Genomic DNA, 21,014 nt, shown 5'->3' with positions numbered 1-21,014 from the left:
TCAAAAGCTTCAACCCGTTTTCAGATTTCACGCCTAGACCGCGCGCAGCCTCACACGAAACGGGATTTCCCCATGCTGCACAGAATGGTCCTGACTGCCCGGTCGAAGGTCGAGATGGGTCCCGGCGCGCTCAAGGGTGATTTCGGCTCGATCATGGCCTGCTGCATGCAATCGAGCATCGCCTCGAGCCTGACCGGTGCGCTGGTTGTGGAGAGCGGCCTGCTGCTGGAAATCCTCGAGGGCGACAGTGCCGAGTTGTGCGACTTCCACAGCCGCGCCGAACAGGATCCCCGCGTCGCCGACATCCAGGTGCTGGAATTCGTGCCGGTGCTGCGGCGTGCCTATGAGACCTGGGCGGTGGCGGCTGCGACAGCGGAAACGGCGGATCCGGCGCTGGCCGGCGCCATTGCCGAGAAGCGCGCCGGCCCGTTCGCCGTCAGCCAGCATATCCGCCGTGTGACCATGCAGGGCGTGCTCGCCGAGACCCCGCCGCTCTGCGTCGCGGCCTAGGCGAGCGCCGGCGCTTACTGGTCGTCGGTGGGCGTATCGTCGATGTCGATATCGACGTCGGTCCCGGCTTCCGGCGCGGGTGTTGTCACTGGCGGCTGTAGCGCGGCAATGACGCCGCGTGCCAGGCCACCCGAGCGGGAATTGACCCCGGTAGTGGCGCCAAAGCGGACAATGACCAGCTCCTGCTCCGGCAGGACATAGCCCCACTGGCCCTGGAAACCGCTCAGCATGATGGTCTCCGGCGGCAGGAGGCTGCCCTCGGCGGGCAGCCAGAAGCCCATGCCGTACTGGCCGTCCGACCCGGGGGTCGGCTCGGCCACGATGTCATACCAGTCCTCCGGCAGCAGGCGGCGACCGTCGACCATGCCGTCATTCATGTAGAGCAGGGCGAGGCGGGCCCAGTCATGGGCCGTCGCATACATGTAGGACGAGCCCTGGAAGACCCCGTTCTCGCCCGGCTCCATGATCGCGGAATAAATGCCCAGCGGTTCGAAGATGTGGGCGCGCAGGCCGGCGACCTGTTCCGGCAGGGTGTCGCCGAGCAGGCGCTGCATTGTGTCGGTCGCGAGGATGGTATTGCCGCTCATGTATTGCCAGTGCTCGCCGGGCGCATAAAGCCGCTCGCGGGTTGCCGCATAGCGCGGCATGTCGGACTGGGTGAAGAGCATCTCGGAATTGGGGTCGGTGCCGGTATTGTCCTCGGCGATCGCCAGTCCGCCGGCCATGCGCAGGAGGTCCGCAATGGTGATCTCGGCAAGGCGGATATCATCGACCTCGGCGAGGGCCGGTATCGCGCCTTCCGCATCAATGTCGAGCCGGCCTTCCTGGACCAGCGTGCCGGCCAGGGTGGTCATGGCGCTCTTGGTCATCGACCAGCCATGGAAGCGGGTGTCACGGCTCGCGCCGTCGGCATAGTGCTCGGCAACCAGCCGGCCCTGGTGCAGGACGGCGACGCCCAGCGTCTGCCGGCTGTCGGCTTCGACGCCGTCGAAAGCGTCGGCGATGACGGCGTCCAGTGCCTCGGTATCGAACCATTCATCGCGATGGGCGGTATCGAGTTCGAACGGGGCGAACTCCTGCTCCACGGGGACGGTCAGCTCGGCATCGAAGCCGTAGCCGCCATGCACCAACGTACAGCCCAGCCCGTCACGCCAGACGGCCCGCTGCGGCCAGAACAGGCCGAGCACGGAGGAGGTCACCTCGCGGTTGTCCGCGTCCATGTCGTATTTGATCAGGCTGGCCGCATCGCCGAGCAGGGGCTCGAGATAGAAGTCATAGGCCTGGTCCGGATCGAGGCCGGAGACCCAGGTCAGGGAACACATCTGCTTGGCCACGATGCCGGTGCCCGAGGGCAGGTAGACCCGGCCGATCGGCGACAGGTTCAGCGCCGTGACCCCGGCAGCCAGCAGGACGGCGATGGCGCCGCCGACGATGTAACGTTTTTTCATGACATGTCCCCTCAGACCTGTGACCGGGTTCAGCCCAGCTTGTCGAAATCGGGCGCGCGGCGCTCGAGGAAGGCAGCGGCAGCCTCGGCAAATTCCGGCGATTGCAGCTGCGAGGCGAAGATCGTGTTCTCACGGTCCATGCGGACCTCGATATCCTCGGCCGGCTGACGCATCAGCGCCTTGGACGCCTTGATCGAGGTCGGCGCCTTGGCGGCCAGGATGGCGGCCATGAAGCGGGCCGTTTCCTCCAGCTGGTCGGGTTCGGTGACGCGGTTGATCAGGCCGGTCTCGCGGGCACGGTTGGCATCCCAGGTGTCGCCGAGCAGGAGGAGTTCGGCGGCAACGGCATGGCCGAAGAAGCGCGGCATCAGCTGGGAGGAGGCAAATTCCGGCGCCAGGGCGAGGTCGACAAAGGGCGTCTTGAAGATCGAACGGTTCGAGGCGACCACGAGGTCGCAATGCAGCAGCAGGGTCACACCGATCCCGATCGCCAGACCGTCGACGGCGGCGATGACCGGTTTCTCAGCCTTCAGCAGCGCCATCATGAAGCGCCGCACCGGCGGCACCTCGTCCTTGCCGAATTCCGGCGGACGCTGGGTGAAGTCGACAATGTCATTGCCGGCGGTGAACACGCCGCCGGCACCGGTGATGATGCTGACGCGCACCGACGGATCGCTGTCCGCGCTCTCAAGCGCTTCGGCGGCGGCGGTATACATGTCCTGGGTGAGGGCGTTCTTCTTCTCAGGACGATTGAAACGGATGGTGCGGATGCGATCCGCAGTCTCGACCAAAACCAGTTCGCTCACGCGAGCCTCCCTTTTGTATGTCGCCCGCAGGGGCGTTTTACGGGGAAGGTAGAGCAAAAGCGGGGCGCTTGAACACCATGAATCAGTTGACGTAAACGTCACCCGCCTGCATCGCGGCGCTTCAACCGGTGACGGCCAGCCGGGTCAGCACGCGGTGCAGCATGTCGCTGTCCTCCTCGCCGAGCCGGCTTTCCAGCTCGGTATTGAGGTCGCGCAGGATATGGTCGGCGGTATCGCCAAGGGCGCGGCCCTTCTCGGTCAGGGAGACCAGCGCCGAGCGCTTGTCGGTGGTCGAGGCCACCTTGGTCACCAGGCCGAGGGCTTCCATCCGGTTGACCAGGCCGGTCACCGCCGGCGGGTGCAGCGACAGCATCTCGCCGATATCGCCCATCCGCCGCTCGCCGCGCCGGGCCAGCAGGAAGAGCACGGCGGCCTGGGCCGAGGTCACCCCGGCGACGGATTTCAGACGTGCGTCTGCATCCCGGTTGAGCTTCCGGGCGGCAATCTCCAGCAGCAGGAATAATCGCCGGTCAACGGCGCGAGCGCGAGCCATGGCGGTGATACTGGTTTGATTCTGCGGGCGAGGGGAGCGTCAGCGGTATTTCCAGACCTTGGCCTGGCGAACTTCGCGGTCCTCGAGGTCGCGGGTGACCGGCACGGTGTACTCCGCCAGCCGTTCCAGCTTGTCCTGCGGCAGGAAGGAGCGCCCCGGATCGCCGATCAGCACCGTCGCCCCGCGCGCATTGAGCTTTTCCAGCCAGCTGCCGATCACGCGTGCTGGCTCGGCTTCGTAGAAGACATCGCCGGCCAGTACCACATCCCAGCCTTCGTCCAGGCCGACCAGATCGCCGAGCCGGGGTGTCAGTGTCACGCCGTTCGCGGCGGCATTGGTCTCGATTGCGGCAATGGCGAAGGCATCGAGCTCGCAGGCCTCGACCGAGGCCGCCCCCGCCTTCATCGCGGCAATGCCGGACACGGCCCCGCCGGCGGCAAAGTCCAGCACCCGCTTGCCGGCGACCATGCCGGGATTGTCGAGGCAATAGCGGGCGAGCGCCTGACCGCCTGCCCAGGCGAAGGCCCAGAAAGGTGGCGGCAGGCCCATCTCGCCGAGCGCCTCCTCGGTCTGCTCCCAGATCGCCACGGTCTCGACTGCGAGGTGCAGCGAGACCTCGGGCACCAGCGGCGGGGCCATCAGGGCGGTGTGGCTGCAAATGAAGCCGTGCGGATCGTCGAGCCGGGGGATGCCGGTCATGGCGGAGCCTGTCATAAGGATGGAGGTCTCCGGTTAGGCGGAGCGGAACGCAGGAGCAAGCCATGACGACACGTGTGACACGATCAACCTATGTACTGGCCGTCAATGATCTCGACTCGACGGCGCGCTGGTGGGTCGAGAAGCTGGGCTTCGAGCACTGGCTGCGAGCCGAGGGCTGGGCCTTCCTGCGCCGCGACAATTGCTATCTCCGGATCGGGCATTGCGTGGATGCCCTCCCGCCGGCGCAGCTCGGCGATCACCAGTTTTTCGCTTATGTCGAGCTGGAGGATGTGCGCGCTTTCCATGACGAAATCAGGGGGGCCGGGGTCGACATCATCCACCGTCTCACCGACCAGCCCTGGGGCATGCGCGAATTCGGCGTCGCCACGCCGGACGGTCACCGGATCATGTTTGCGCAGGCGATTGACTAGGGCTGGCCGTCAGGCGCTTGTGTCAGGGACAGACCTCGGACGCGGAGCGGGCATCGTAAAAGCTCACGAGCATTTCTCGCAGCCCCCTGAGCTCGGGCATGTTGTAGTCCGGATGCTGACCCGGATCGGCAATGATCGCGTCCAGGTGATCGAGCAGCGTTTGCGAGCGGCCGTGCTGATCGATCTGCACAATGTTCATATCGAACGGATAGAGGCTTTCATCCTGCAGCATGTAGGCCGTGAGAACATACTGATAGTATTTCATTTCCACGGTGCGCATCAAGAAGTGCTGGTCCATGAAGCGATGCCCATGGTTGCGGCAGATGAAGTGCTCGACATGAGCATTCCAGAACCCTGCCACGCGCGACTGGTAATTCGGCGTGTCCCGATCCCAGCCATTGAAATCGAGGATAAACATCTCGATTGCTTCGCCAATATCTTCGCGCCCGCCCGATTCCCATAGAACCAGGCCCGAGCACATTCTGGCTGTCAGGGTCCGGATATCCTGCCGGGTAAAGCCGCTCTCGAGCACGTCGGACGGGTCCGCCGACAGTTCGCCAGCCACGTCGGCGATCCGGCATTCCGGCGTGCGGCCTGCGGTCTGGGCCAGGGTTGGCGACGCCAGAAGCGCGAACGCGGCCAGCGGTGCGATGACGCGATCTTTCATCGGCAGTCTCCTTCAACCGATCCAGCCGCCAGCGTGATCCGGACGGGTGTAACCATCGCGCGCGTTTGAATGGCCAAAGCCTACCGGTGGATGTTTGCCCCGGCAACGCCCGGCGAGGCGTCAGTCCCCGGCGCGCGAGCCGGCCGTGTCGGAATGGCGGATGATTTCGGCCAGTCGCAGCGACGGCATGGCGCGCAGATCCCTCTCGAACCGGGCGAGATCGCCGACCACGACGAGGGTGAAGCGGTCATCGCGCAGATAGGCGCCGGCGACGGCGCTGACTTCGCGATCGCTCACCCCCATCAGCGCCGGGACGCGCTGGTCGAGATAGTCGTGGCCGAGCCCGAACGTGTCACGCAGGGCGAGGTTTTCCAGCAGGCCGTAGGCCGAGCCGGACGACATCACGAACAGGCTGGAGAGCCAGCGCCTTGTGCTCTCCATGTCCCAGTTGTCCTGGCGCAGCGAGGCGATGGTTGCGAACACCGTGGTCAGCGCGACGACGGTGCGCGGGGTGTCGATGTCGTCGCCATAGGTCCACATGCCGCCGCCACGGGTCCACTGGATGAAGCTGCCCGGGGAATAGGACCAGCCGGCTTCGCGCATGCGCGCCGCAATGGCACCACCGAGTGCGGCGTCCATGATGGTGATCGCGGTGGCGTCCTTCGAGGTGATGGTGCTGACCGGGTAGATCAGCTGCACCGTGGTCTGTAGCGATCCGGGCCGATCGACCAGATGGACGACCGGGCCACGCGCCGGAACCGCGTTCGGGGCCGTATCGGCCGGGCCGCGGGTCCAGTCGGCGAAGGCGGCGCGCACCGCGGCCTCCATCCGCGCGGCGTCAAAACGCCCGGCGATGTAGAGATGGGTCCGACCGGCGCCGAAATGGGCGGCATGAAAGGCGCGGACATCGTCAATCGAATAGCCGTCGACCTGGCCGGGCCGGGGCAGGCCGTTGTGATAGGGATGGTCTTCGGGAAACAGCGAGGCAAAGGCGGTGGTGAAGGCCAGCGTGGCCGGCTCGAGGCGTCGCTGCTCGATATCGCGTGACAGGCCCGAGCGGATGCGCAGCAGCGCGTCGGCCGGGAAATCCGGGCGCCGGACCGCATCGGCGATCAGGCCGAGCGCGGTCTCGCCATGCTCGGCCAGGACATGGGCGCCGATCAGGGTATGGGTCTGGGTGACGGTGGTATTGAGCGAGCCGCCCATGGCGGCGAAGCGTTCGGCGATCTCGGCCCGGCCGAGCCCGTCAAAGCCTTCCTCCATCATGGCCGTCGTCAGATCCGCGATCCAGGTCTGCTCGCCATCATCGATATTGCCGGCGCGGACCGAAACGACCACGTCGATGGTCGGCGTCAGGCCCCAGGGCACGAAGGTGACGGTGAGGCCGTTCTCCAGCTCCAGAGTCTGCGTCGCAGGCAGCTGGAACGGCAGCGGTTCGCCGGCGGAAGGCGGGATGAGGCCGCGAGCCGGTGCCTGGGCCAGGGCCGGCGCTGTCAGCGGGGTCAGGCCCCCGAACAGGCCTCCGATCAGAACCGCGACCAGGGCGGCAAGGGCGATCCGGGCGCGGTGCAGGGTGATGAAGGGCTTCATGGCTTGCCTCCCGCGTCCGGCGCCGATGCCGGCGCGACGGGACGACCATCGCCGGGGATGAGTTCCAGAACCGTGCGGTTTTCCGGGCGCAGCCAGGTCCGCGCCGTCGCCAGGACCAGTTCCGGCGTGACCTGGTCGAAGCCGTCCTCGATCCGGTTGATGCGGCCCGGATCGTCATCGAACAGGGCGAAGCTGGCGAGCAGATCGACGACCCCGAAGCGGGTCGAATAGTCCAGCTGGAGGTAAAACTCGGCGAGGAATTTGCTGCGGGCGCTGGCCAGGGTCGCGGCGCTGACCGGCTCACTGCGCAGGCGCTCGATGACCGCGCTCAGCGCGTCGAGGGCGTCGTCCGGCGCCACAGCGTCGTCATGGATCAGGCTCGCCGTCCACAGCATCGGACCGTCATAATTGAACACATTGCCCAGCAGGTTGATGCCGCCGCCGACCTCGCTGCCATAGCCCAGATCGTCGACCAGGCGCTGGCGCAGGCGGGCATCGCCACCGCGCAGCAGGATCTGGTCGATCAGGATCATGGCGAAATACTCCGGCGTGCCGCGCTCGGGCATGTGATAGGCGACCGCAAGACCGGGCAGGGTGGCCAGTGGATCGGTGATCCGGCTGCGTTTTTCGGCGGTCTGGGGCGGTTCGGAGACGTCGATCTCCGGCAGGTCCGGACCGGCGGGAATGTCGCCGAAATACTGGTCGATGGTGGTCAGCGTGTCGGCCGTGTCGAAACTGCCGGCGACCACGAGAACCGCGTTGCGCGGCGTGTAGTACTGCTCGAAGAAGGCCCGCGCATCGTCCACCGTGGCGGCGTCGAGATCGCTCAGATCGCCGTAGAAATTATGCGCATTGTGCCAGTTCTCATTGGCCACCATCGGCAGGTCGATCCAAGTCCAGTCGCCATAGGCCTGGTTCTGGACATTGACGAAGATCTCGTTGCGCACGACGTCGCGCTCGCGCTGGAAGATCTGGCGGTTGATGGTTGGCGTGGCCATGCGATCGGCTTCGGCCCACAGATAGGCATTCAGCGCGTTGGCGGGCACGACCCCGAAATAATTGGTGAAGTCGAGCCGCGTCGAGCCATTGGCGATGCCGCCCATGCCCGAGATGTAATAGTAGAAGACCGGCTCCGGCAGGTTCTCCGAGCCGGCGAAGAACAGGTGTTCGAACAGGTGGGCGAAGCCGGTCCGGCCGCGCGGCTCATTGCGATAGCCGACCCCGTAATAGACCGCGACGGTCGCGGTCGGGACGGTGTGGTCCTCGGCCAGAACGACGCGCAGGCCATTGTCCAGCGTCTCGTAGTGCAGCGGGATCTGCAGGCCGTCGCTCAGCGCGGCGGCGTCTGGCGCGGGGCCTTGCGGTTCGGCGGACGTGGTCGCGACAGACCAGACCAGGGCGAGCCCGGCAAGGACCGGGAAGACTGAATTCATGACACACATCCTGACTGGGTGTGCCGGCAGGACCGGCGCCGCAATATCAAGCCAGCCGCGCTGGCATTGGTCAAATGATTGCGCCGGTCAACAGGGTGGCGACCAGGAGCAGCCCGCTGGTCCGGTTGGCCTTGAACAGGGCCAGGCAGCGCGGGCCATCCTCGATATCGAGACGGCGGACCTGGTTGAACAGGTGGGCGGTGTAGAGGGTGAAAGGGATGACGATCCACGGCTCGGCCCGGCTCAGCCAGATCGCGAGGGCGACGAGGATGGCGTTCGCGCCGTAAAAGCCGGCGACCCAGTATTGCGAGCTCTCGCCGAACAGGCGGGCGGTGGACTTCACGCCGACCAGCGCATCGTCCTCGCTGTCCTGGTGGGCGTAGATGGTGTCATAGCCCAGCGTCCAGAACACGCAGGCGATGTAGAGCACGACCATGGCCGGATCGATGTGACCGGTCGCGGCGGTGTAGGCGACGGGGACGCCCCAGTTGAAGGTCAGGCCGAGCCAGGCCTGCGGCCACCAGGTGATCCGTTTCATGAAGGGATAGGCGGCGACCAGCAGCAGCGAGCCGAGGCCGACCAGGATCGCGATCAGCGGTAATTGCACCAGCACGACAAGGCCGACCAGGCCCTGCGCGCCGAGAAAGGCCCAGGCGCGCTTGAGGCTGATCGTGCCGGCGGCCAGCGGCCTGTCGGCCGTACGGGCGACCCGGGCGTCGAGATCGCGGTCGATAATGTCATTATAGGTGCAGCCGGCGCCGCGCATGGCGACGGCACCGATCCCGAACAGCACGGCCAGCCACAGGTCATGAGCGGTCAGGCTGTCGCCGATCCGCGCCAAAGCCAGCCCCATCCAGCACGGCAGGGCGAGCAGCCAGAAGCCGATCGGCCGGTCATAACGGGCCAGACGCAGATAGGGACGCATCGCGAGCGGTGCGCGATCGACCCAGGAGGTTGGCAGGCTGTCGGCGACTCGACGGTCAAAGTTCAGTTGCATCCATGGTGTTTGGCAAAGCCTGAGGGCCAATTCAAGGCAGGAAACGTCATTTGACTGCCGGACTTGACGGCGCGGCGGCACACCGTCAAAGCGAAGGCATGACGACCGATCCCCGCCTCTTCACCGATGCCGCGCTGACCAGCGGTGCCACCGTGCCGCTGACCCGCGAGGACGCGCACTACCTGCTCAATGTCCTGCGTCGCGGCGAGGGCGACCGCGTCCGCGTCTTCAATGGCCGGGACGGCGAATGGTCGGCGCAGATCTCGCATGCCTCGAAGAAGGCGGCGGCGCTGACGGTCGAGGCGCAGACCCGCCAGCAGCGGGGCGTGCCGGATCTCTGGTTGCTGTTCGCGCCGGTCAAGCGCCAGAAAACCGACCTGATCGTCGAGAAGGCCACCGAGCTGGGTGTCGCGGCCATTTGCCCGGTCACCACGGCGCGGACCCAGTCCGACCGCATCAAGTATGAGCGTTTCCAGACGATCGCCAAGGAAGCCGCCGAGCAGACCGAACGTCTCGACCTGCCGGAGATCCGCGGGATCGACCGGCTCGACCGTGTGCTGGACGCCTGGCCGCAGGATCGCGCGCTGGTCTTCTGTGACGAAAGCGGTGACGAGCCGGACGCAGCCTGGGGCGGTGCGCGCGGACGCGGACAGCCAATGGCCGCGGCGCTGGCCGGTCTGGCGGAAAAGCCCGCGGCCATCCTGATCGGCCCGGAAGGCGGCTTTTCCCCGGCCGAGCGAGACCGGCTGCGCAGCCTTGATGTGGTGATCCCGGTCACGCTGGGGCCGCGCATCCTGCGCGCGGAGACGGCGGCGATTGCAGCGCTGACTGTGTGGCAATCCGTGTGCGGGGACTGGCGCTAGCCAGCATGTGGTGACGCCCGTCAGGGAGCGCGCTGCAGATCGAACCCGTTTCCATAGAGATTGACCCGGATTGTCTCGCCCGGCGCCGTGACGCTCAGCGTGATGGGGGCAGCGCGCTGGAAGTATTCACCCGGCGCCTCGCGATATATCCGGGCCGGCGGCTGACCAGGCAATTGCAGGGTCAGGCCGTCATCGGATCGCGCAATGGTGAAGGCATCACCGGACGGCATCAGCCAGCGACCGACCAGGTCTGCGGCTTCGTCGGGATCGAGCGGGATGGACACCCGGACGCCGTCCAGTTCGCCGGGCTCGAAATGACCGGATTGCTGCTCCAGCAGCGGACCGACAAGGATCAGCGCAGCGTCCGCGCTGCCAGCCGGCGGAGCCAGACGCAGATGGGCCAGCGAGTCGGGCCGATAAAACAGCCGGCCGCCACCCCAGGTGAGTTCGTGCCAGCGCCCGCCATTGATGTTGTAGCGCACGCCGTCCTGGACATGGAGCTGCAGCAGGTCGCCATTTTCCAGCCGATAGCGACCTTGCGCCGGCAGCCATGCGGCTTCGTCGAGCGCGTGGGGTTCAAAGGCCGGGACGGGCCGGCCGGCCATATCGGCCAGGATACGGCGGGCGGTGGTGGTGACATTGGGGCGGTAATAGCCGTTGGACAGGATGGCGATCGCGCGGTCGCTGTCCGGCAGCATGATCCAGACCGACTGGAAGCCGTTGATGGAACCGGTATGCCAGACCGCCCGTTCGCCGAGAAACTCGCCGACGTTGAACCCGAGGCCGTAACCGGTCTCGCTGCCCTCCGGCGTCAGCCGGCTTTGCCAGGCTGTCTGTAGCGTTGTGGCTGAAACCAGACGGTTGCTGCGCAGCGCCCGCGTGAGTGCGAGCATGTCGCGGGCCGAGGCCATCAGGGATCCGGCGCCATGGGCGAGACTGGTTTCGGCGGTGATGGTGTTGATCGGGTTCCGACCGTCATGGTCATAGCCGGCGGCGCGGCGGGGGATGATGGCGGCCTGCCGGTCATAATGTGCATCGGTCATTCCGGCAGGTGTGAAAAGCGCCTGCGTCAGATAGGCCTCATAGCTGAGTCCGTCCGGATTGACCGCAGCGATGATCGCGGCCAGCACGACATAGTTGAAGTTGGAATAGGCCCAGCGCGTGCCCGGCTCAAATTGCAGTTCGGCATCCGCCATCAGCGCAATGATGTCGTCCGGCGCGATCGGATTGCGCATGATCTGGGGAATTTGTGGCAAGGCGAAGTGATCGGGCAAGCCGGACATGTGGCCAAGCGCATCCCGCACTGTCGGACGCGCCAGCTGCGGCGGCAGGGCAGGGGCAAGCTCGCCAATCGCCTGGTCGAGATCGATATGGCCGGCCTCCGCCAGCTGCAACACAGCCAGAGCGGTGATCGGTTTGCTGATCGATCCGAGCCGGAAGGCGGTCTGCGCCGTGACCGGTTGCTGCCATTCGATATTGGCCATGCCGTAGCCGGCCAGCCAGGCATCGTCCCCGTCGAGGATCATGATGGCAGCCCCGGCTTCGGTGCCGCCGTAATGTGCTTCCATGAACGCGTCGGTCCGGGCAAGGACCGCGTCGGACTGGGCAAGGGCAGGTTGGGTCGTCAGCAGGACCAGCAAGCTGACCAGGACCATGATGGCGGGGTGCAGTCTCATTCCGGTTCCTCCGGGTTGTGATGGGGAAAGCGCGCCAGCAGGCGCTGCGTCAGCGTGCGCGCCTTGAGCGCCGTTTCGAACGCCTTCAGGGCCTGCTCGAGATCGACCCCCAGTTCCGCCCAGATCTCGTCATAGACAATTTCAAAGTCGGCCATGGTCGCGAGGACGTCCGCGACGACCGGCTTGGCCGAGTCGGCAAAATCATAGACCCGCTTGCGCGAGTCCTGCGGGTCGATCCGGGACACCAGGAATCCATCTGCCACGACCGGCTTGAGCCTCGCCTCGATCAGTTGGCGTGAATGTCCGATCCGGTCGGCCAGTTCGGACGAGGACAGCGGGCCATGGCGGTGGAGCGCCAGAACGATGGATATCTTGCGGGCATCCAGCGGAATGCCGAGCTGTTCGAAGGCGTCCTGGCCTTGCTGGCCGACCAGTTCGCTGGCGCGAAACAGGATGGCACCGAATTGCGGGGAGCGAAGTACGGCCATGGGAAACTCCTTTACGAAAAGAATTGCGCAAATATTTTCGTATGTCAATCACGACATCGTAGCGGCAGGCCCGGGCACGGCGCTCTCCTCACATCGCCGTGAATCTCAGCGCTATGCCCTTGTTCACCGGGCAACACCCCCATATCTGTTGCGGACATTTTGAACGGCAGGGGCGCTTGGCATGAGCGGCACGTATAATCCGGGCGGCGAAGGTGCTCCCATCGAAAATCTGGACCAGCTGACGGCCTATTTCGCCACCGGCGAAAAGTCCGAGGACAAGTTCCGTATCGGCACCGAGCACGAGAAATTCGGCTTTGCCCTGGCCGATCACACGCCTCTGCCACACAAGGCTGACGGGCCGAGCGTCGAGAAAATGCTGTCGGGTCTCGAGCGCTTCAACTGGGAGCCGGTCCGCGAGGGCGGCGAGCTGATCGCGTTGAAGCGTGAGGGCGCCTCGATCACGCTGGAACCGGGTGGGCAGTTCGAACTGTCCGGCGCCCCGCTGGAAACCATCCACCAGACCTGCGCCGAGGTAAACAGCCATTTGCGCGAAGTGCGCGAAGTGGCCGACGAGATCGGCGCCGGCTTCCTCGGTCTCGGCTTCTCGCCGAAATGGTCGCTGGAAGAGACGCCGATGATGCCGAAGGCCCGCTACGGGCTGATGAAGGCCTATATGCCCAAGGTCGGCACGATGGGGCATCAGATGATGTTCCGCTCCTGCACCGTGCAGACCAATCTCGACTTCTCGACCGAAGCCGACATGGCGAAGAAATTCCGGGTCTCGATCGCGCTGCAGCCGCTGGCGACCGCGCTGTTTGCCAATTCACCCTTCAAGGATGGCGGTCTGCACGGCTATCTGTCCTATCGGGCCCATGTCTGGACCGACACTGACAACAACCGCACCGGCATGCTGCCCTTCGTCTTCGACGAGGGCTTCGGCTATGAGCAATACCGCGACTGGGCACTCGACGTGCCGATGTATTTCGTCAAGCGCGGCGGCGAATATCTCGACGCGACCGGCAAGTCCTTCCGCGACTTCCTTGATGGCAAGCTCGACCTCCTGCCCGGCGAAAAGCCGGTGATGAGCGATTGGGAAGACCATCTCTCCACCGTCTTCCCGGAAGTGCGGCTCAAGACCTTCCTGGAAATGCGCGGTGCCGACTCCGGACCGTGGAACACGCTGTGTGCCCTGCCGGCCTTCTGGGTTGGCCTGCTCTATGACAATACCGCGCTCGATGCGGCCTGGGACCTGGTCAAGGACTGGACCGAGGCCGAGCGCAACGCGCTGCGCATCGGGGCGGCCAGGACGGCGCTGCACACCCCCTTCCGCGGCGGCACGCTGCAGGACGTCGCCCGCGAGGTTCTGGCGATTGCCCGCTCCGGCCTGCGGGCGCGGGCCCGGATGAACGGTCATGGCGAGAGCGAAACGCTCTTTCTCGATGATCTCGACGAGATTGTTCGCACCGGCGAGACCCGGGCGGAAGCGCTGATCAAGCGGTTCAACGGTGAGTGGGGCGGCCGGATCGATCCCGTCTTCACCGAGTGCGCCTACTAGCCAGCACAGCCGATTTCCGCCTGCTGATGAACGCTGCACACTCGATTGTGTAGCGTTTTGGTGCGCGCCGCCGTGGCTCAGGCTTGAGCCAATCGGGTCCGCGTGGTCAATTGCGCCCCTATTTAAAGCCCGCGTGGGGCGGGTACTGGGGAGACACGCGTGACGGACACGACCGCAACGCCGGGTAATACACCCACCAATGAAAACAAGGACACCTCCTTCTTCGGACACCCGAAGGGCTTGGCGATCCTGTTCCTGACAGAGATGTGGGAGCGCTTCTCGTACTACGGGATGCGTGGCCTGCTGATCATTTACCTGACACAGCACTTCCTGTTCTCGGATGAGCGGTCGGGCATCATGTACGGTGCCTACACCGCGCTGGTCTATATCATGACGATTATCGGCGGCACGCTGGCCGACCGCTATCTCGGACAGAGGAAAGCGGTCACCTACGGCGCCATCCTGCTGGTGATCGGTCACGGCCTGATGGCCTTTGAGGGCAGCGGTTCGCGCGAGGTCTTCGAGTATGAGGGCGCCCAGTACGAGCTGACCCTTGATGGTCGCGGCGGGGACGCGAACCAGATTGTGATCGCCGCCGATGGCGCGATCTCGCAGATCAGTTTCGCGGAAAGCGGGACTGTGCTCCAGGTCGCCGAGCCGGATGTGGTCGGCCTGCCTGCCGAAATGCCGTTCTCGAGCGACATGACCACGATCGAGCGCGAGGAATTGTTCGTCAATATCCTCTATCTTGCCCTGGCCTTCATCATTGCCGGTGTCGGTTTCCTGAAAGCCAACATCTCGACCATCGTCGGCTCGCTCTACGGGCTGGGCGATACACGGCGCGATTCCGGCTTCACGATCTTCTACATGGGGATCAATCTGGGCTCCTTCCTGGCCTCCTTCTCGGTCGGGATCATCGGTATTTACTGGGGCTGGGCCTGGGGCTTTGGTCTGGCCGGTGTCGGCATGCTGGCGGGTCTTCTGACCTTCCTCTTCTTCCAGCCCTGGCTTGAAGGCCGCGCCGATCCGCCCAACCCGGAGAAACTGAAGGAACGCGTCCTTGGCTTTTTGAACGTCGAGTGGGCCTGCTACATGGCGGGTCTCGCGATCATTCTGATCTCGATGCTGGTGGTGAAATTCCCGGACATGTTCGCCGACGTCGCGGGCTGGATCGGTATTGCGATGTTCCTGGTCCTCGTCGGCTATGCGATCACCAAGACGCAGGGCGATGAGCGCAAGAAGATGTTCGCGGCGATCTATTTCGTGCTGGCGCAGATCCCGTTCTGGGCCCTGTTCGAGCAGGCTGGTTCCTCGCTGAACCTGTTCACCGACCGTCTTGTCGATCGCACCATGTTTGGCTGGTCGGTTCCGGCTCCGGTCTTCCAGTCGCTCAATGCGGGCTTCATCTTCCTGTTCGCGCCGATCATGGCGTGGCTGTGGATCACCCTGGCCAAAAAGGGCTGGAATCCGTCCACACCGGTCAAGTTCGCGCTCGGCGTTTTCCTCGCCGGCCTTGGCTTCTACGCCCTGGTTGGTGGCATGGGGGCCAGCGGTGCAACGGGCCTGACGGCGGTCTACTTCATCTTCCTGATCTACTGGATCCACACCATGGGTGAGCTGATGGTGTCGCCGGTGGGTCTGTCGGCGGTGACCAAGCTGGCGCCGGCACGCGTGGTCGGGATGACCATGGGCGCCTGGTTCCTCTATTCCGGCCTGTCCAACTTCCTAGCCGGTGTGATCGCATCGACGACGGGCGCCGAGACAATCGGCGGTCAGTTGACCGATGTCGCGTCGGCCAAGGCCGGCTATATCGAGGTCTATTCCAATGTCGGTCTGGTCGCGATGGGTGTGGCGGTTGTGATGCTGCTGATCTCGCCGCTGATCAAATGGCTGATGGCGGGTGCGGATGGCACGACGGTTGTCGCACATCCGACCGAGACCGAGGCCGGCGGTCCGTCCATCGACCGCTAGTCCGGTTCCGGACAGCCATAGAGAAAGGCCGCGGAACGCCTGTTCCGCGGCCTTTTTCTTTGCGCTGCAGTGGCGGGATTCAGAGGCCGGGCATCTGGACCCGGTCGCCATTGCACTGCGTGTCTTCCGTGCTGCCGGATATCTCGAAGACGCCGCTGGTCCGGTCGATGCGCAGGCGGGCGTGGCGCAGCGTGTCCATGCCGATCACCATGGCCGGCTCGTCGGCCCAGCCCATGGCGTCAAACACGTCGAGATCGGACTGCAGGGCGGGGGCCCGGTCGACGCACAGGCCACCGATCTGGAGCTGGCGAAGCAGGACCGGCGCGGCCTCCTCGCCGTCGCCATCCTCGATCCCCGTGACCCGGACATTGATGTTGAACTGGACCCCCGCATCAAACAGGTGGCGGCGCAGCTCGCGATTGATCAGCGTGTGGGAACTGCCGGTATCAATGATGACATGGACCGGTGCCGAGCGTCGGCGCAGCTGGGCCTGGCCGATCAGCAGGCCGCGGGGCTCGATGCGGCCGTCCGGATGCTCGGCAGCGGCGCTGTCGAGGCGAAGCGTGGCGCCCTCGAAATCGATCTCGTAACGGTCAGACCGGATCGCGTCGGCCCCCAGCAGGCCGGCCACCGGCAGGGGATGATCGGCGGGGACCGGGATGATCACGCTGTTGACGCTGACCGGCGCGACCCCGGTCATCACCAGCTGGTCGATCACGTAGCGCTCGGCATCGAAACGGTCATTGAGCGACTGGACGAGATCATAGCTCTGCCATTGCGAGACAAAGCCGGTGGCTTCGGCGACCGGCTGGGCGATGGCGGTATTGCTGGCCCCGGTGTCGAGGATAAAGGTCTGCGGCTCGCCGCCATTGAGGGTGACCGGCAGCAGCAGGTGGCCGCTCGGCGCACGCTCCAGCGGTACGATGGTATGGATCGGCGCGGTCTGGCTGGAGGCGGTTTGGGCCAGGCTGGGCGCCGTCAACGTCAGGCTGGCCAGCGTGAGGGCTGTGCCGGCCATCAGGGCGCGTGAGAGGGCGGGGTAGAGGCCAAGCTGGCCGTCACGGTTCGACATGCACGCTCCTGTGCCTGGCCGCGCAGTCGGCTGACCGACGCGGCGAAGATGCGCCAGCCGCCCCCTCGCCGGCACAGGATGAAGTCCTGGTCCGGATCCGCGTCGGACCCTGACCAAGGCAAAGTCTAGACCCGCGCGCCGGCCTTCGCCAGCAGCCGGAGCAAGACCTCCCCGGAATGTGATCGGCATTGGCGACCTGGCCGCCAATGCCGATACGGAGCCTATCAAGGGTCGGATCAGAAGGTGCTGCGGGCACTGATCTGGAAAGTGCGACCCATGGACCAGTTTTGATAGTCGATCGAGTCGATGATGCCATTGGCGCGGGAGCCGTCATAGAAGACGCGCCGACGCTCATCGCCATCATTGAAGACGCCATCCACCTGGGCGCGCAGGGTCACACCGAGAAAGCGGGTCGTCTCGACGTAAATATCAAGGTCGCCGTCGGTATTGTCGTGTTCCTGGTACTCGCGCGCCCGGAACACTTCGCCGTTGGTGACCCAATGATAATCCCAGCCCCAGGCCATCTGGCTCTGCGGGAAGGTCTGGCGGAAATCGAGCGCCAGCTCCCATTCGCGATAACCGGACCAGTGCCGGTCCTCGCCGGTCAGCGGGTCTTCGACATTGGTGTTGTACCACTCCAGGAAGATATCCAGGACCGCGTTCTGAAGGCCGAAGGCGTCCAGCGGGGTGGTCATGTTGCCGGTGACGCGCAGATTGGTGCCATCGCCGATATTGCCGGGCGCATCGAAGACACCGGTCGGTGTCGTGATCGAAATCCAGCCATCAAGGTCCTCGACCCAGTCATAGCCGATCTGCAGCGAGAAGGAGCCGTCATCGCCGAAGCGTCGCTCCCACTCGCCTTCCAGCGTCCAGGTGCGCTGGGGCACATAGTCCGGATTGCCCAGAGTGGAATTGCCGTCCTGGACATCGACCGACGAGGCAAATTTGCCGAAGTCCAGCTGATCAACATCCCGGCGTCCGCTCAGGCGAAAGCGATTGCGGTCGTCGGAGCGGTAGTTCAGCGTCACGCTCGGTTTGGGGTAGGTGAAGGAGCGGGTCTGCTGGGCATCGCCGGTCTGGGTGATCTCGGAGAATTCGTACCGCAGCCCGCTTTCCAGGCTGAACCGGTCATTGATCTGCCAGACATGGTTGGCGAAGAGCTCGCTGCGGCTTTCCTCGACCCGGGTCGAGGAGACCGGCAGGTCGAGCACGGTCACCGTGGTGCCGTCATCCAGCGCGATCGCGAAATCCGTGTCGCGGGCATTGAGCGCGTACTCGCCGCCGATCTCGAGCGAATGGCGCTCATCGGGATCCCAGGACAGGGTCTGGCGGAAGGCGGTTTCCTCGGTCTCGCCGGCCGCATCGACAATCTGCGCGCCGATGAAACCGGTCTGCGGATCATAGCTCTCATAGGCTTCCGGACCATCCTCATAACGCTCACGCGTCGCCAGGAAGAGGGTTTCCGAGGACAGGTGCTCGCTCAGCTCGCGCTGGTAGGACAGGGTGCCGGAATAGAGGCTGCCATGGTTCTCGGTCTCATTGTGCTCATACCATTCCGGCGTCAGGGTCGAGCCGGACACCGCATAAACATCGGCGAAACGCACGCGGTGCCAGGTCCAGACATTGGCGCGGGCGTCGACGCGCAGGCGGGAATCGTCATCAATGTCCCAGTTCATCGACCAGGTCGGCGCGAACTCCTCGTACTGACGCTGGTCGTTATCGTGCCCCCGCCGAAATTCGACATCAGCGGCATCATGATCCGCGGTGTGACGCTCGACCCGGTTGCCGCTCATCCCGGTGTCGATGCCGAAGGTCATCTCGGTCGGCCCGACCGGGGTCGTGTAGGAGGCGATGATGCGCGGGCCGAGCCGTCCGCTGTCGGACATCTGGATCCGGGCATCCCAGGAACCGGCCCGGCCGGCACCCTCGCGCAGGATCACATTCACCAGCCGGGAGTGACCGCGCATGTCATATTGCGGCAGGGCTTCCTGGATCAACTCGATCCGTTCGACATCGCCAACCGGAATGCGCTGCAGCACCGTCTGCAGCGACAGCGACTTGTTGGACGGGCGTCGTCCGTCGATCAGCAGATTGCCGAAACTGTCGCCCAGGCCGCGTCGGCTGGTATCGCCGTTCGACAGGCCGAAGCCCGGCACGCGCGACACCATGTCGAGCGCGGTGACCGGAGCGTAGTCGGTAAAGAAGCCCGGCTCATAGGTGGCGACACCCGCCTGGCCTTGTACTTGCGGTGTCGTCACCGCTGCCGGTCCGTCCTGAACGGCCCAGGCTGGCGTTGCCAGGAGCGCGCCGATGCACGCACTGGCCGCCCCGTATCTGATTGTCCCTCGCATCATGTCCCTCAGTGTTGTTGCGGCCCCACGCCCCGCCAACCCGCTCTAGGGGTGACGGAGCGCGGCCGCTACGTAAGCTTCGGTAAGGTTGCTCACGGACCCGTTATGCGGGTGCCGCCCTGCCGGAGGGACGCTTCTCTAATTGTTTGATATTATGCGATAATATCGGCAGCCCGCCGACATGTTATCGACGTTTCGGCCCGACATGAAATTTCAGTCAGACGGGCTAGCTGCCCGATCCACCGACCGTCAGGCCGGAGATTTTCAGGCTCGGCTGGCCGACCCCGACAGGCACGCCCTGGCCCGCCTTGCCGCAGACGCCGACCCCCGGATCCATCTCGAAATCATCGCCGATCATGGTGATCTGGGTGAGGGCGGTCGGACCGTCGCCGATCAGGGTCGCGCCCTTGACCGGGGCGACGATCTTGCCGTCCTGCACGCGATAGGCCTCGGTGCACTGGAAGACGAACTTGCCGGAGGTGATGTCGACCTGGCCGCCGCCGAAATTCACGGCATAGATGCCGTCCTTCAGGCTTTCGACCATTTCCTCGCGCTTGTGCTCGCCGGCCAGCATGTAGGTATTGGTCATGCGCGGCAGGGGCGGGTGGGCGTAGGACTGGCGGCGGCCATTGCCGGTCGGCTTGTGACCCATCAGGCGGGCATTCATGCGGTCCTGCATATAGCCGGTCAGGATGCCGTCCTCGATCAGGACCGAGCGTTCGGTCGGCGTGCCTTCATCGTCAATCGTCAGCGAACCGCGCCGCTCCGGCATGGTGCCGTCATCGATGACGGTGACGCCCTTGGCCGCCACCTGCTGGCCCATGCGACCGGCGAAGGCGGACGAACCCTTGCGGTTGAAATCACCTTCCAGGCCGTGACCGACAGCCTCGTGCAGCAGGACGGCGGGCCAGCCCGGTCCGAGCACGACGTCGAACACGCCGGCCGGCGCGTCGACCGCATCGAGATTGACCCGGGCAATGCGCAGCGCCTCGTCGGCCATCGGTTTCCAGGCATCGGGTGTGATCCAGCGGTCGAACTCGGCCCGGCCACCGGCACCGGCGGAACCGGTCTCGCGGCGTCCACCGCGCTCAACGGTCACCGAGATGTTCAGCCGGACCAGCGGGCGGATATCGGTTTTCAGATCACCATCGGCGCGCAGGATCGAGACCGAGCGCTTGGCTCCGGCGATCGAGGCCGAGACCTGGACCACGCTGGCGTCCCTCGTCCGGCAATAGGCGTCGATTTCCTGCAGCAGGGCTGCCTTGGTCTCGAAACCGGGCCGGGCGACCGGGTCGATGGCATCATAGAGCTTGCGATTGGTGCCGGCCGGCGGCGGCGCCAGAACGCCGGCATGGCCACGCTTGACCGCCGAGGCGGCCTCGGCGGCGCGGCGGACGGCATCGAGCGTCGGGTCGGAGGAGTGGGCATAGCCGAACGCGTCGCCGGCCACGCAGCGCAGGCCGAAGCCGCGCGAGGAGTCCAGATTGGCGGCTTTCAGGCGGCCATCATCAAACACCAGCGATTCGGAAACCTCGGTCTCCAGGAAGAGCTCGCCATCATCCGCGCCATGCAGCGCGTCATGCAGGATGGGCTGCACGCTGTCGGCATCAAACTCGAACTGGCTGATCGGATCATCGGACATGATGCGCACACTCCCGGGGCTTCCATACACCTTACATAGTCGAGCACGTGCCGGGCGTGAACACAGGGCGGGTCGCGGAGCACAGTCGGGCCGGGCGTCCGCTCAGCCCTTGGCGGCGCTCACCCTGATTCGCAGACGCGGCATTTCGTCCTGCGACAGCGGCGGTTTCATCCCGGGCCGGAGGCGGTCTCACCGTCGGCACACCCCGGTCGCGTGGACCCGGGCGCCGGATCGAGTGCGGCGGCGCAGGCGGTTCCGGCCT

General features: G+C 65.3%; 18 protein-coding genes. 5 read left to right on the top strand and 13 right to left on the bottom strand.

Features of this window, described 5'->3' with window-relative positions:
• Nucleotides 1-72: 72 nt before the first annotated feature.
• Nucleotides 73-510, top strand: a complete 438-nt coding sequence (locus AAA969_RS11305) for a BLUF domain-containing protein (RefSeq protein WP_338246166.1) — start codon at nucleotides 73-75, stop codon at nucleotides 508-510.
• Nucleotides 511-524: 14 nt separating this feature from the next.
• Here the strand turns inward: AAA969_RS11305 and AAA969_RS11300 are convergent, their stop codons facing one another.
• The 4 genes from AAA969_RS11300 to AAA969_RS11285 form a co-directional block, all read right to left on the bottom strand.
• Nucleotides 525-1,958, bottom strand: coding sequence for a serine hydrolase domain-containing protein (locus AAA969_RS11300; RefSeq protein ID WP_338246165.1), 1,434 nt, complete (start codon nucleotides 1,956-1,958; stop codon nucleotides 525-527).
• Nucleotides 1,959-1,987: 29 nt separating this feature from the next.
• Nucleotides 1,988-2,764, bottom strand: coding sequence for an enoyl-CoA hydratase (locus AAA969_RS11295; protein WP_338246164.1), 777 nt, complete (start codon nucleotides 2,762-2,764; stop codon nucleotides 1,988-1,990).
• A gap of 121 nt (nucleotides 2,765-2,885) precedes the next feature.
• Nucleotides 2,886-3,317, bottom strand: coding sequence for a MarR family winged helix-turn-helix transcriptional regulator (locus AAA969_RS11290; RefSeq protein ID WP_338246163.1), 432 nt, complete (start codon nucleotides 3,315-3,317; stop codon nucleotides 2,886-2,888).
• Between the two features lie 39 nt (nucleotides 3,318-3,356).
• Nucleotides 3,357-4,016: a methyltransferase gene (locus AAA969_RS11285; RefSeq protein ID WP_338246162.1), complete on the bottom strand. Its 660-nt coding sequence runs from the start codon at nucleotides 4,014-4,016 to the stop codon at nucleotides 3,357-3,359.
• 62 nt (nucleotides 4,017-4,078) lie between these two features.
• On the opposite strand from AAA969_RS11285, the gene AAA969_RS11280 reads away from it, so the two are divergent.
• The gene (locus AAA969_RS11280; RefSeq protein ID WP_338246161.1) at nucleotides 4,079-4,447 is read left to right on the top strand and encodes a VOC family protein; all 369 of its coding nucleotides are present in this window, start codon (nucleotides 4,079-4,081) and stop codon (nucleotides 4,445-4,447) included.
• Between the two features lie 22 nt (nucleotides 4,448-4,469).
• Here AAA969_RS11280 and AAA969_RS11275 read toward each other — a convergent pair whose 3' ends face one another.
• From AAA969_RS11275 to ubiA, 4 genes are all read right to left on the bottom strand, one after another.
• Nucleotides 4,470-5,114, bottom strand: coding sequence for a hypothetical protein (locus AAA969_RS11275; protein ID WP_338246160.1), 645 nt, complete (start codon nucleotides 5,112-5,114; stop codon nucleotides 4,470-4,472).
• A gap of 120 nt (nucleotides 5,115-5,234) precedes the next feature.
• Nucleotides 5,235-6,704 (bottom strand): M16 family metallopeptidase, encoded by a 1,470-nt coding sequence (locus tag AAA969_RS11270; RefSeq protein ID WP_338246159.1) that lies wholly within the window; start codon nucleotides 6,702-6,704, stop codon nucleotides 5,235-5,237.
• Complete coding sequence (locus tag AAA969_RS11265; protein WP_338246158.1) at nucleotides 6,701-8,137, bottom strand: M16 family metallopeptidase; 1,437 nt, start codon at nucleotides 8,135-8,137, stop codon at nucleotides 6,701-6,703. Before AAA969_RS11265 ends, AAA969_RS11270 begins: the two co-directional genes overlap by 4 nt.
• A gap of 70 nt (nucleotides 8,138-8,207) precedes the next feature.
• Nucleotides 8,208-9,134 carry a 4-hydroxybenzoate octaprenyltransferase gene (gene ubiA / locus AAA969_RS11260; RefSeq protein WP_338246157.1) on the bottom strand — a complete coding sequence of 309 codons (927 nt, stop codon included), beginning with the start codon at nucleotides 9,132-9,134 and terminating at the stop codon, nucleotides 8,208-8,210.
• 98 nt (nucleotides 9,135-9,232) lie between these two features.
• Here ubiA and AAA969_RS11255 point away from each other — a divergent pair, with 98 nt between their 5' ends.
• Entirely contained in the window at nucleotides 9,233-9,997 is a 765-nt protein-coding gene (locus AAA969_RS11255) for a 16S rRNA (uracil(1498)-N(3))-methyltransferase (RefSeq protein ID WP_338246156.1), read from the top strand.
• 20 nt (nucleotides 9,998-10,017) lie between these two features.
• Here AAA969_RS11255 and AAA969_RS11250 read toward each other — a convergent pair whose 3' ends face one another.
• Together AAA969_RS11250 and AAA969_RS11245 are read right to left on the bottom strand one after the other, a co-directional pair.
• Complete coding sequence (locus AAA969_RS11250) at nucleotides 10,018-11,673, bottom strand: serine hydrolase (RefSeq protein ID WP_338246155.1); 1,656 nt, start codon at nucleotides 11,671-11,673, stop codon at nucleotides 10,018-10,020.
• The gene (locus AAA969_RS11245) at nucleotides 11,670-12,161 is read right to left on the bottom strand and encodes a MarR family winged helix-turn-helix transcriptional regulator (protein ID WP_338246154.1); all 492 of its coding nucleotides are present in this window, start codon (nucleotides 12,159-12,161) and stop codon (nucleotides 11,670-11,672) included. The genes AAA969_RS11250 and AAA969_RS11245 overlap by 4 nt, the downstream gene beginning before the upstream one ends.
• A 181-nt stretch (nucleotides 12,162-12,342) precedes the next feature.
• Between AAA969_RS11245 and AAA969_RS11240 the strand changes: the two genes are divergently transcribed.
• Nucleotides 12,343-13,716 carry a glutamate--cysteine ligase gene (locus AAA969_RS11240; protein WP_338246153.1) on the top strand — a complete coding sequence of 458 codons (1,374 nt, stop codon included), beginning with the start codon at nucleotides 12,343-12,345 and terminating at the stop codon, nucleotides 13,714-13,716.
• Between the two features lie 159 nt (nucleotides 13,717-13,875).
• Nucleotides 13,876-15,687, top strand: a complete 1,812-nt coding sequence (locus AAA969_RS11235) for a peptide MFS transporter (protein ID WP_338246152.1) — start codon at nucleotides 13,876-13,878, stop codon at nucleotides 15,685-15,687.
• A 79-nt stretch (nucleotides 15,688-15,766) separates the two neighbouring features.
• Here the strand turns inward: AAA969_RS11235 and AAA969_RS11230 are convergent, their stop codons facing one another.
• The 3 genes from AAA969_RS11230 to tldD form a co-directional block, all read right to left on the bottom strand.
• Complete coding sequence (locus AAA969_RS11230; RefSeq protein ID WP_338246151.1) at nucleotides 15,767-16,759, bottom strand: aspartyl protease family protein; 993 nt, start codon at nucleotides 16,757-16,759, stop codon at nucleotides 15,767-15,769.
• A 236-nt stretch (nucleotides 16,760-16,995) separates the two neighbouring features.
• On the bottom strand, nucleotides 16,996-19,113 hold the full coding sequence (locus tag AAA969_RS11225; protein ID WP_338246150.1) for a TonB-dependent receptor plug domain-containing protein: 2,118 nt from the start codon (nucleotides 19,111-19,113) through the stop codon (nucleotides 16,996-16,998).
• A 223-nt stretch (nucleotides 19,114-19,336) separates the two neighbouring features.
• Nucleotides 19,337-20,752 carry a metalloprotease TldD gene (gene tldD / locus AAA969_RS11220; RefSeq protein ID WP_338246149.1) on the bottom strand — a complete coding sequence of 472 codons (1,416 nt, stop codon included), beginning with the start codon at nucleotides 20,750-20,752 and terminating at the stop codon, nucleotides 19,337-19,339.
• Between the last annotated feature and the right edge of the window lie 262 nt (nucleotides 20,753-21,014).

The organism is Maricaulis maris (assembly GCF_036322705.1).
GTDB lineage: Bacteria > Pseudomonadota > Alphaproteobacteria > Caulobacterales > Maricaulaceae > Maricaulis > Maricaulis maris_B.
This window is presented reverse-complemented; position numbering and strand designations above follow the sequence as displayed.

What these genes read in the sequence shown, in the direction of transcription:
- AAA969_RS11305 (WP_338246166.1), top strand. Translation starts at nt 73, where the DNA reads ATGCTGCACAGAATGGTCCTGACTGCCCGGTCGAAGGTCGAGATGGGT.
- AAA969_RS11300 (WP_338246165.1), bottom strand. Translation starts at nt 1,958, where the DNA reads ATGAAAAAACGTTACATCGTCGGCGGCGCCATCGCCGTCCTGCTGGCT.
- AAA969_RS11290 (WP_338246163.1), bottom strand. Translation starts at nt 3,317, where the DNA reads ATGGCTCGCGCTCGCGCCGTTGACCGGCGATTATTCCTGCTGCTGGAG.
- AAA969_RS11285 (WP_338246162.1), bottom strand. Translation starts at nt 4,016, where the DNA reads ATGACCGGCATCCCCCGGCTCGACGATCCGCACGGCTTCATTTGCAGC.
- AAA969_RS11280 (WP_338246161.1), top strand. Translation starts at nt 4,079, where the DNA reads ATGACGACACGTGTGACACGATCAACCTATGTACTGGCCGTCAATGAT.
- AAA969_RS11275 (WP_338246160.1), bottom strand. Translation starts at nt 5,114, where the DNA reads ATGAAAGATCGCGTCATCGCACCGCTGGCCGCGTTCGCGCTTCTGGCG.
- AAA969_RS11270 (WP_338246159.1), bottom strand. Translation starts at nt 6,704, where the DNA reads ATGAAGCCCTTCATCACCCTGCACCGCGCCCGGATCGCCCTTGCCGCC.
- AAA969_RS11265 (WP_338246158.1), bottom strand. Translation starts at nt 8,137, where the DNA reads ATGAATTCAGTCTTCCCGGTCCTTGCCGGGCTCGCCCTGGTCTGGTCT.
- ubiA (WP_338246157.1), bottom strand. Translation starts at nt 9,134, where the DNA reads ATGCAACTGAACTTTGACCGTCGAGTCGCCGACAGCCTGCCAACCTCC.
- AAA969_RS11255 (WP_338246156.1), top strand. Translation starts at nt 9,233, where the DNA reads ATGACGACCGATCCCCGCCTCTTCACCGATGCCGCGCTGACCAGCGGT.
- AAA969_RS11250 (WP_338246155.1), bottom strand. Translation starts at nt 11,673, where the DNA reads ATGAGACTGCACCCCGCCATCATGGTCCTGGTCAGCTTGCTGGTCCTG.
- AAA969_RS11245 (WP_338246154.1), bottom strand. Translation starts at nt 12,161, where the DNA reads ATGGCCGTACTTCGCTCCCCGCAATTCGGTGCCATCCTGTTTCGCGCC.
- AAA969_RS11240 (WP_338246153.1), top strand. Translation starts at nt 12,343, where the DNA reads ATGAGCGGCACGTATAATCCGGGCGGCGAAGGTGCTCCCATCGAAAAT.
- AAA969_RS11230 (WP_338246151.1), bottom strand. Translation starts at nt 16,759, where the DNA reads ATGTCGAACCGTGACGGCCAGCTTGGCCTCTACCCCGCCCTCTCACGC.
- AAA969_RS11225 (WP_338246150.1), bottom strand. Translation starts at nt 19,113, where the DNA reads ATGATGCGAGGGACAATCAGATACGGGGCGGCCAGTGCGTGCATCGGC.
- tldD (WP_338246149.1), bottom strand. Translation starts at nt 20,752, where the DNA reads ATGTCCGATGATCCGATCAGCCAGTTCGAGTTTGATGCCGACAGCGTG.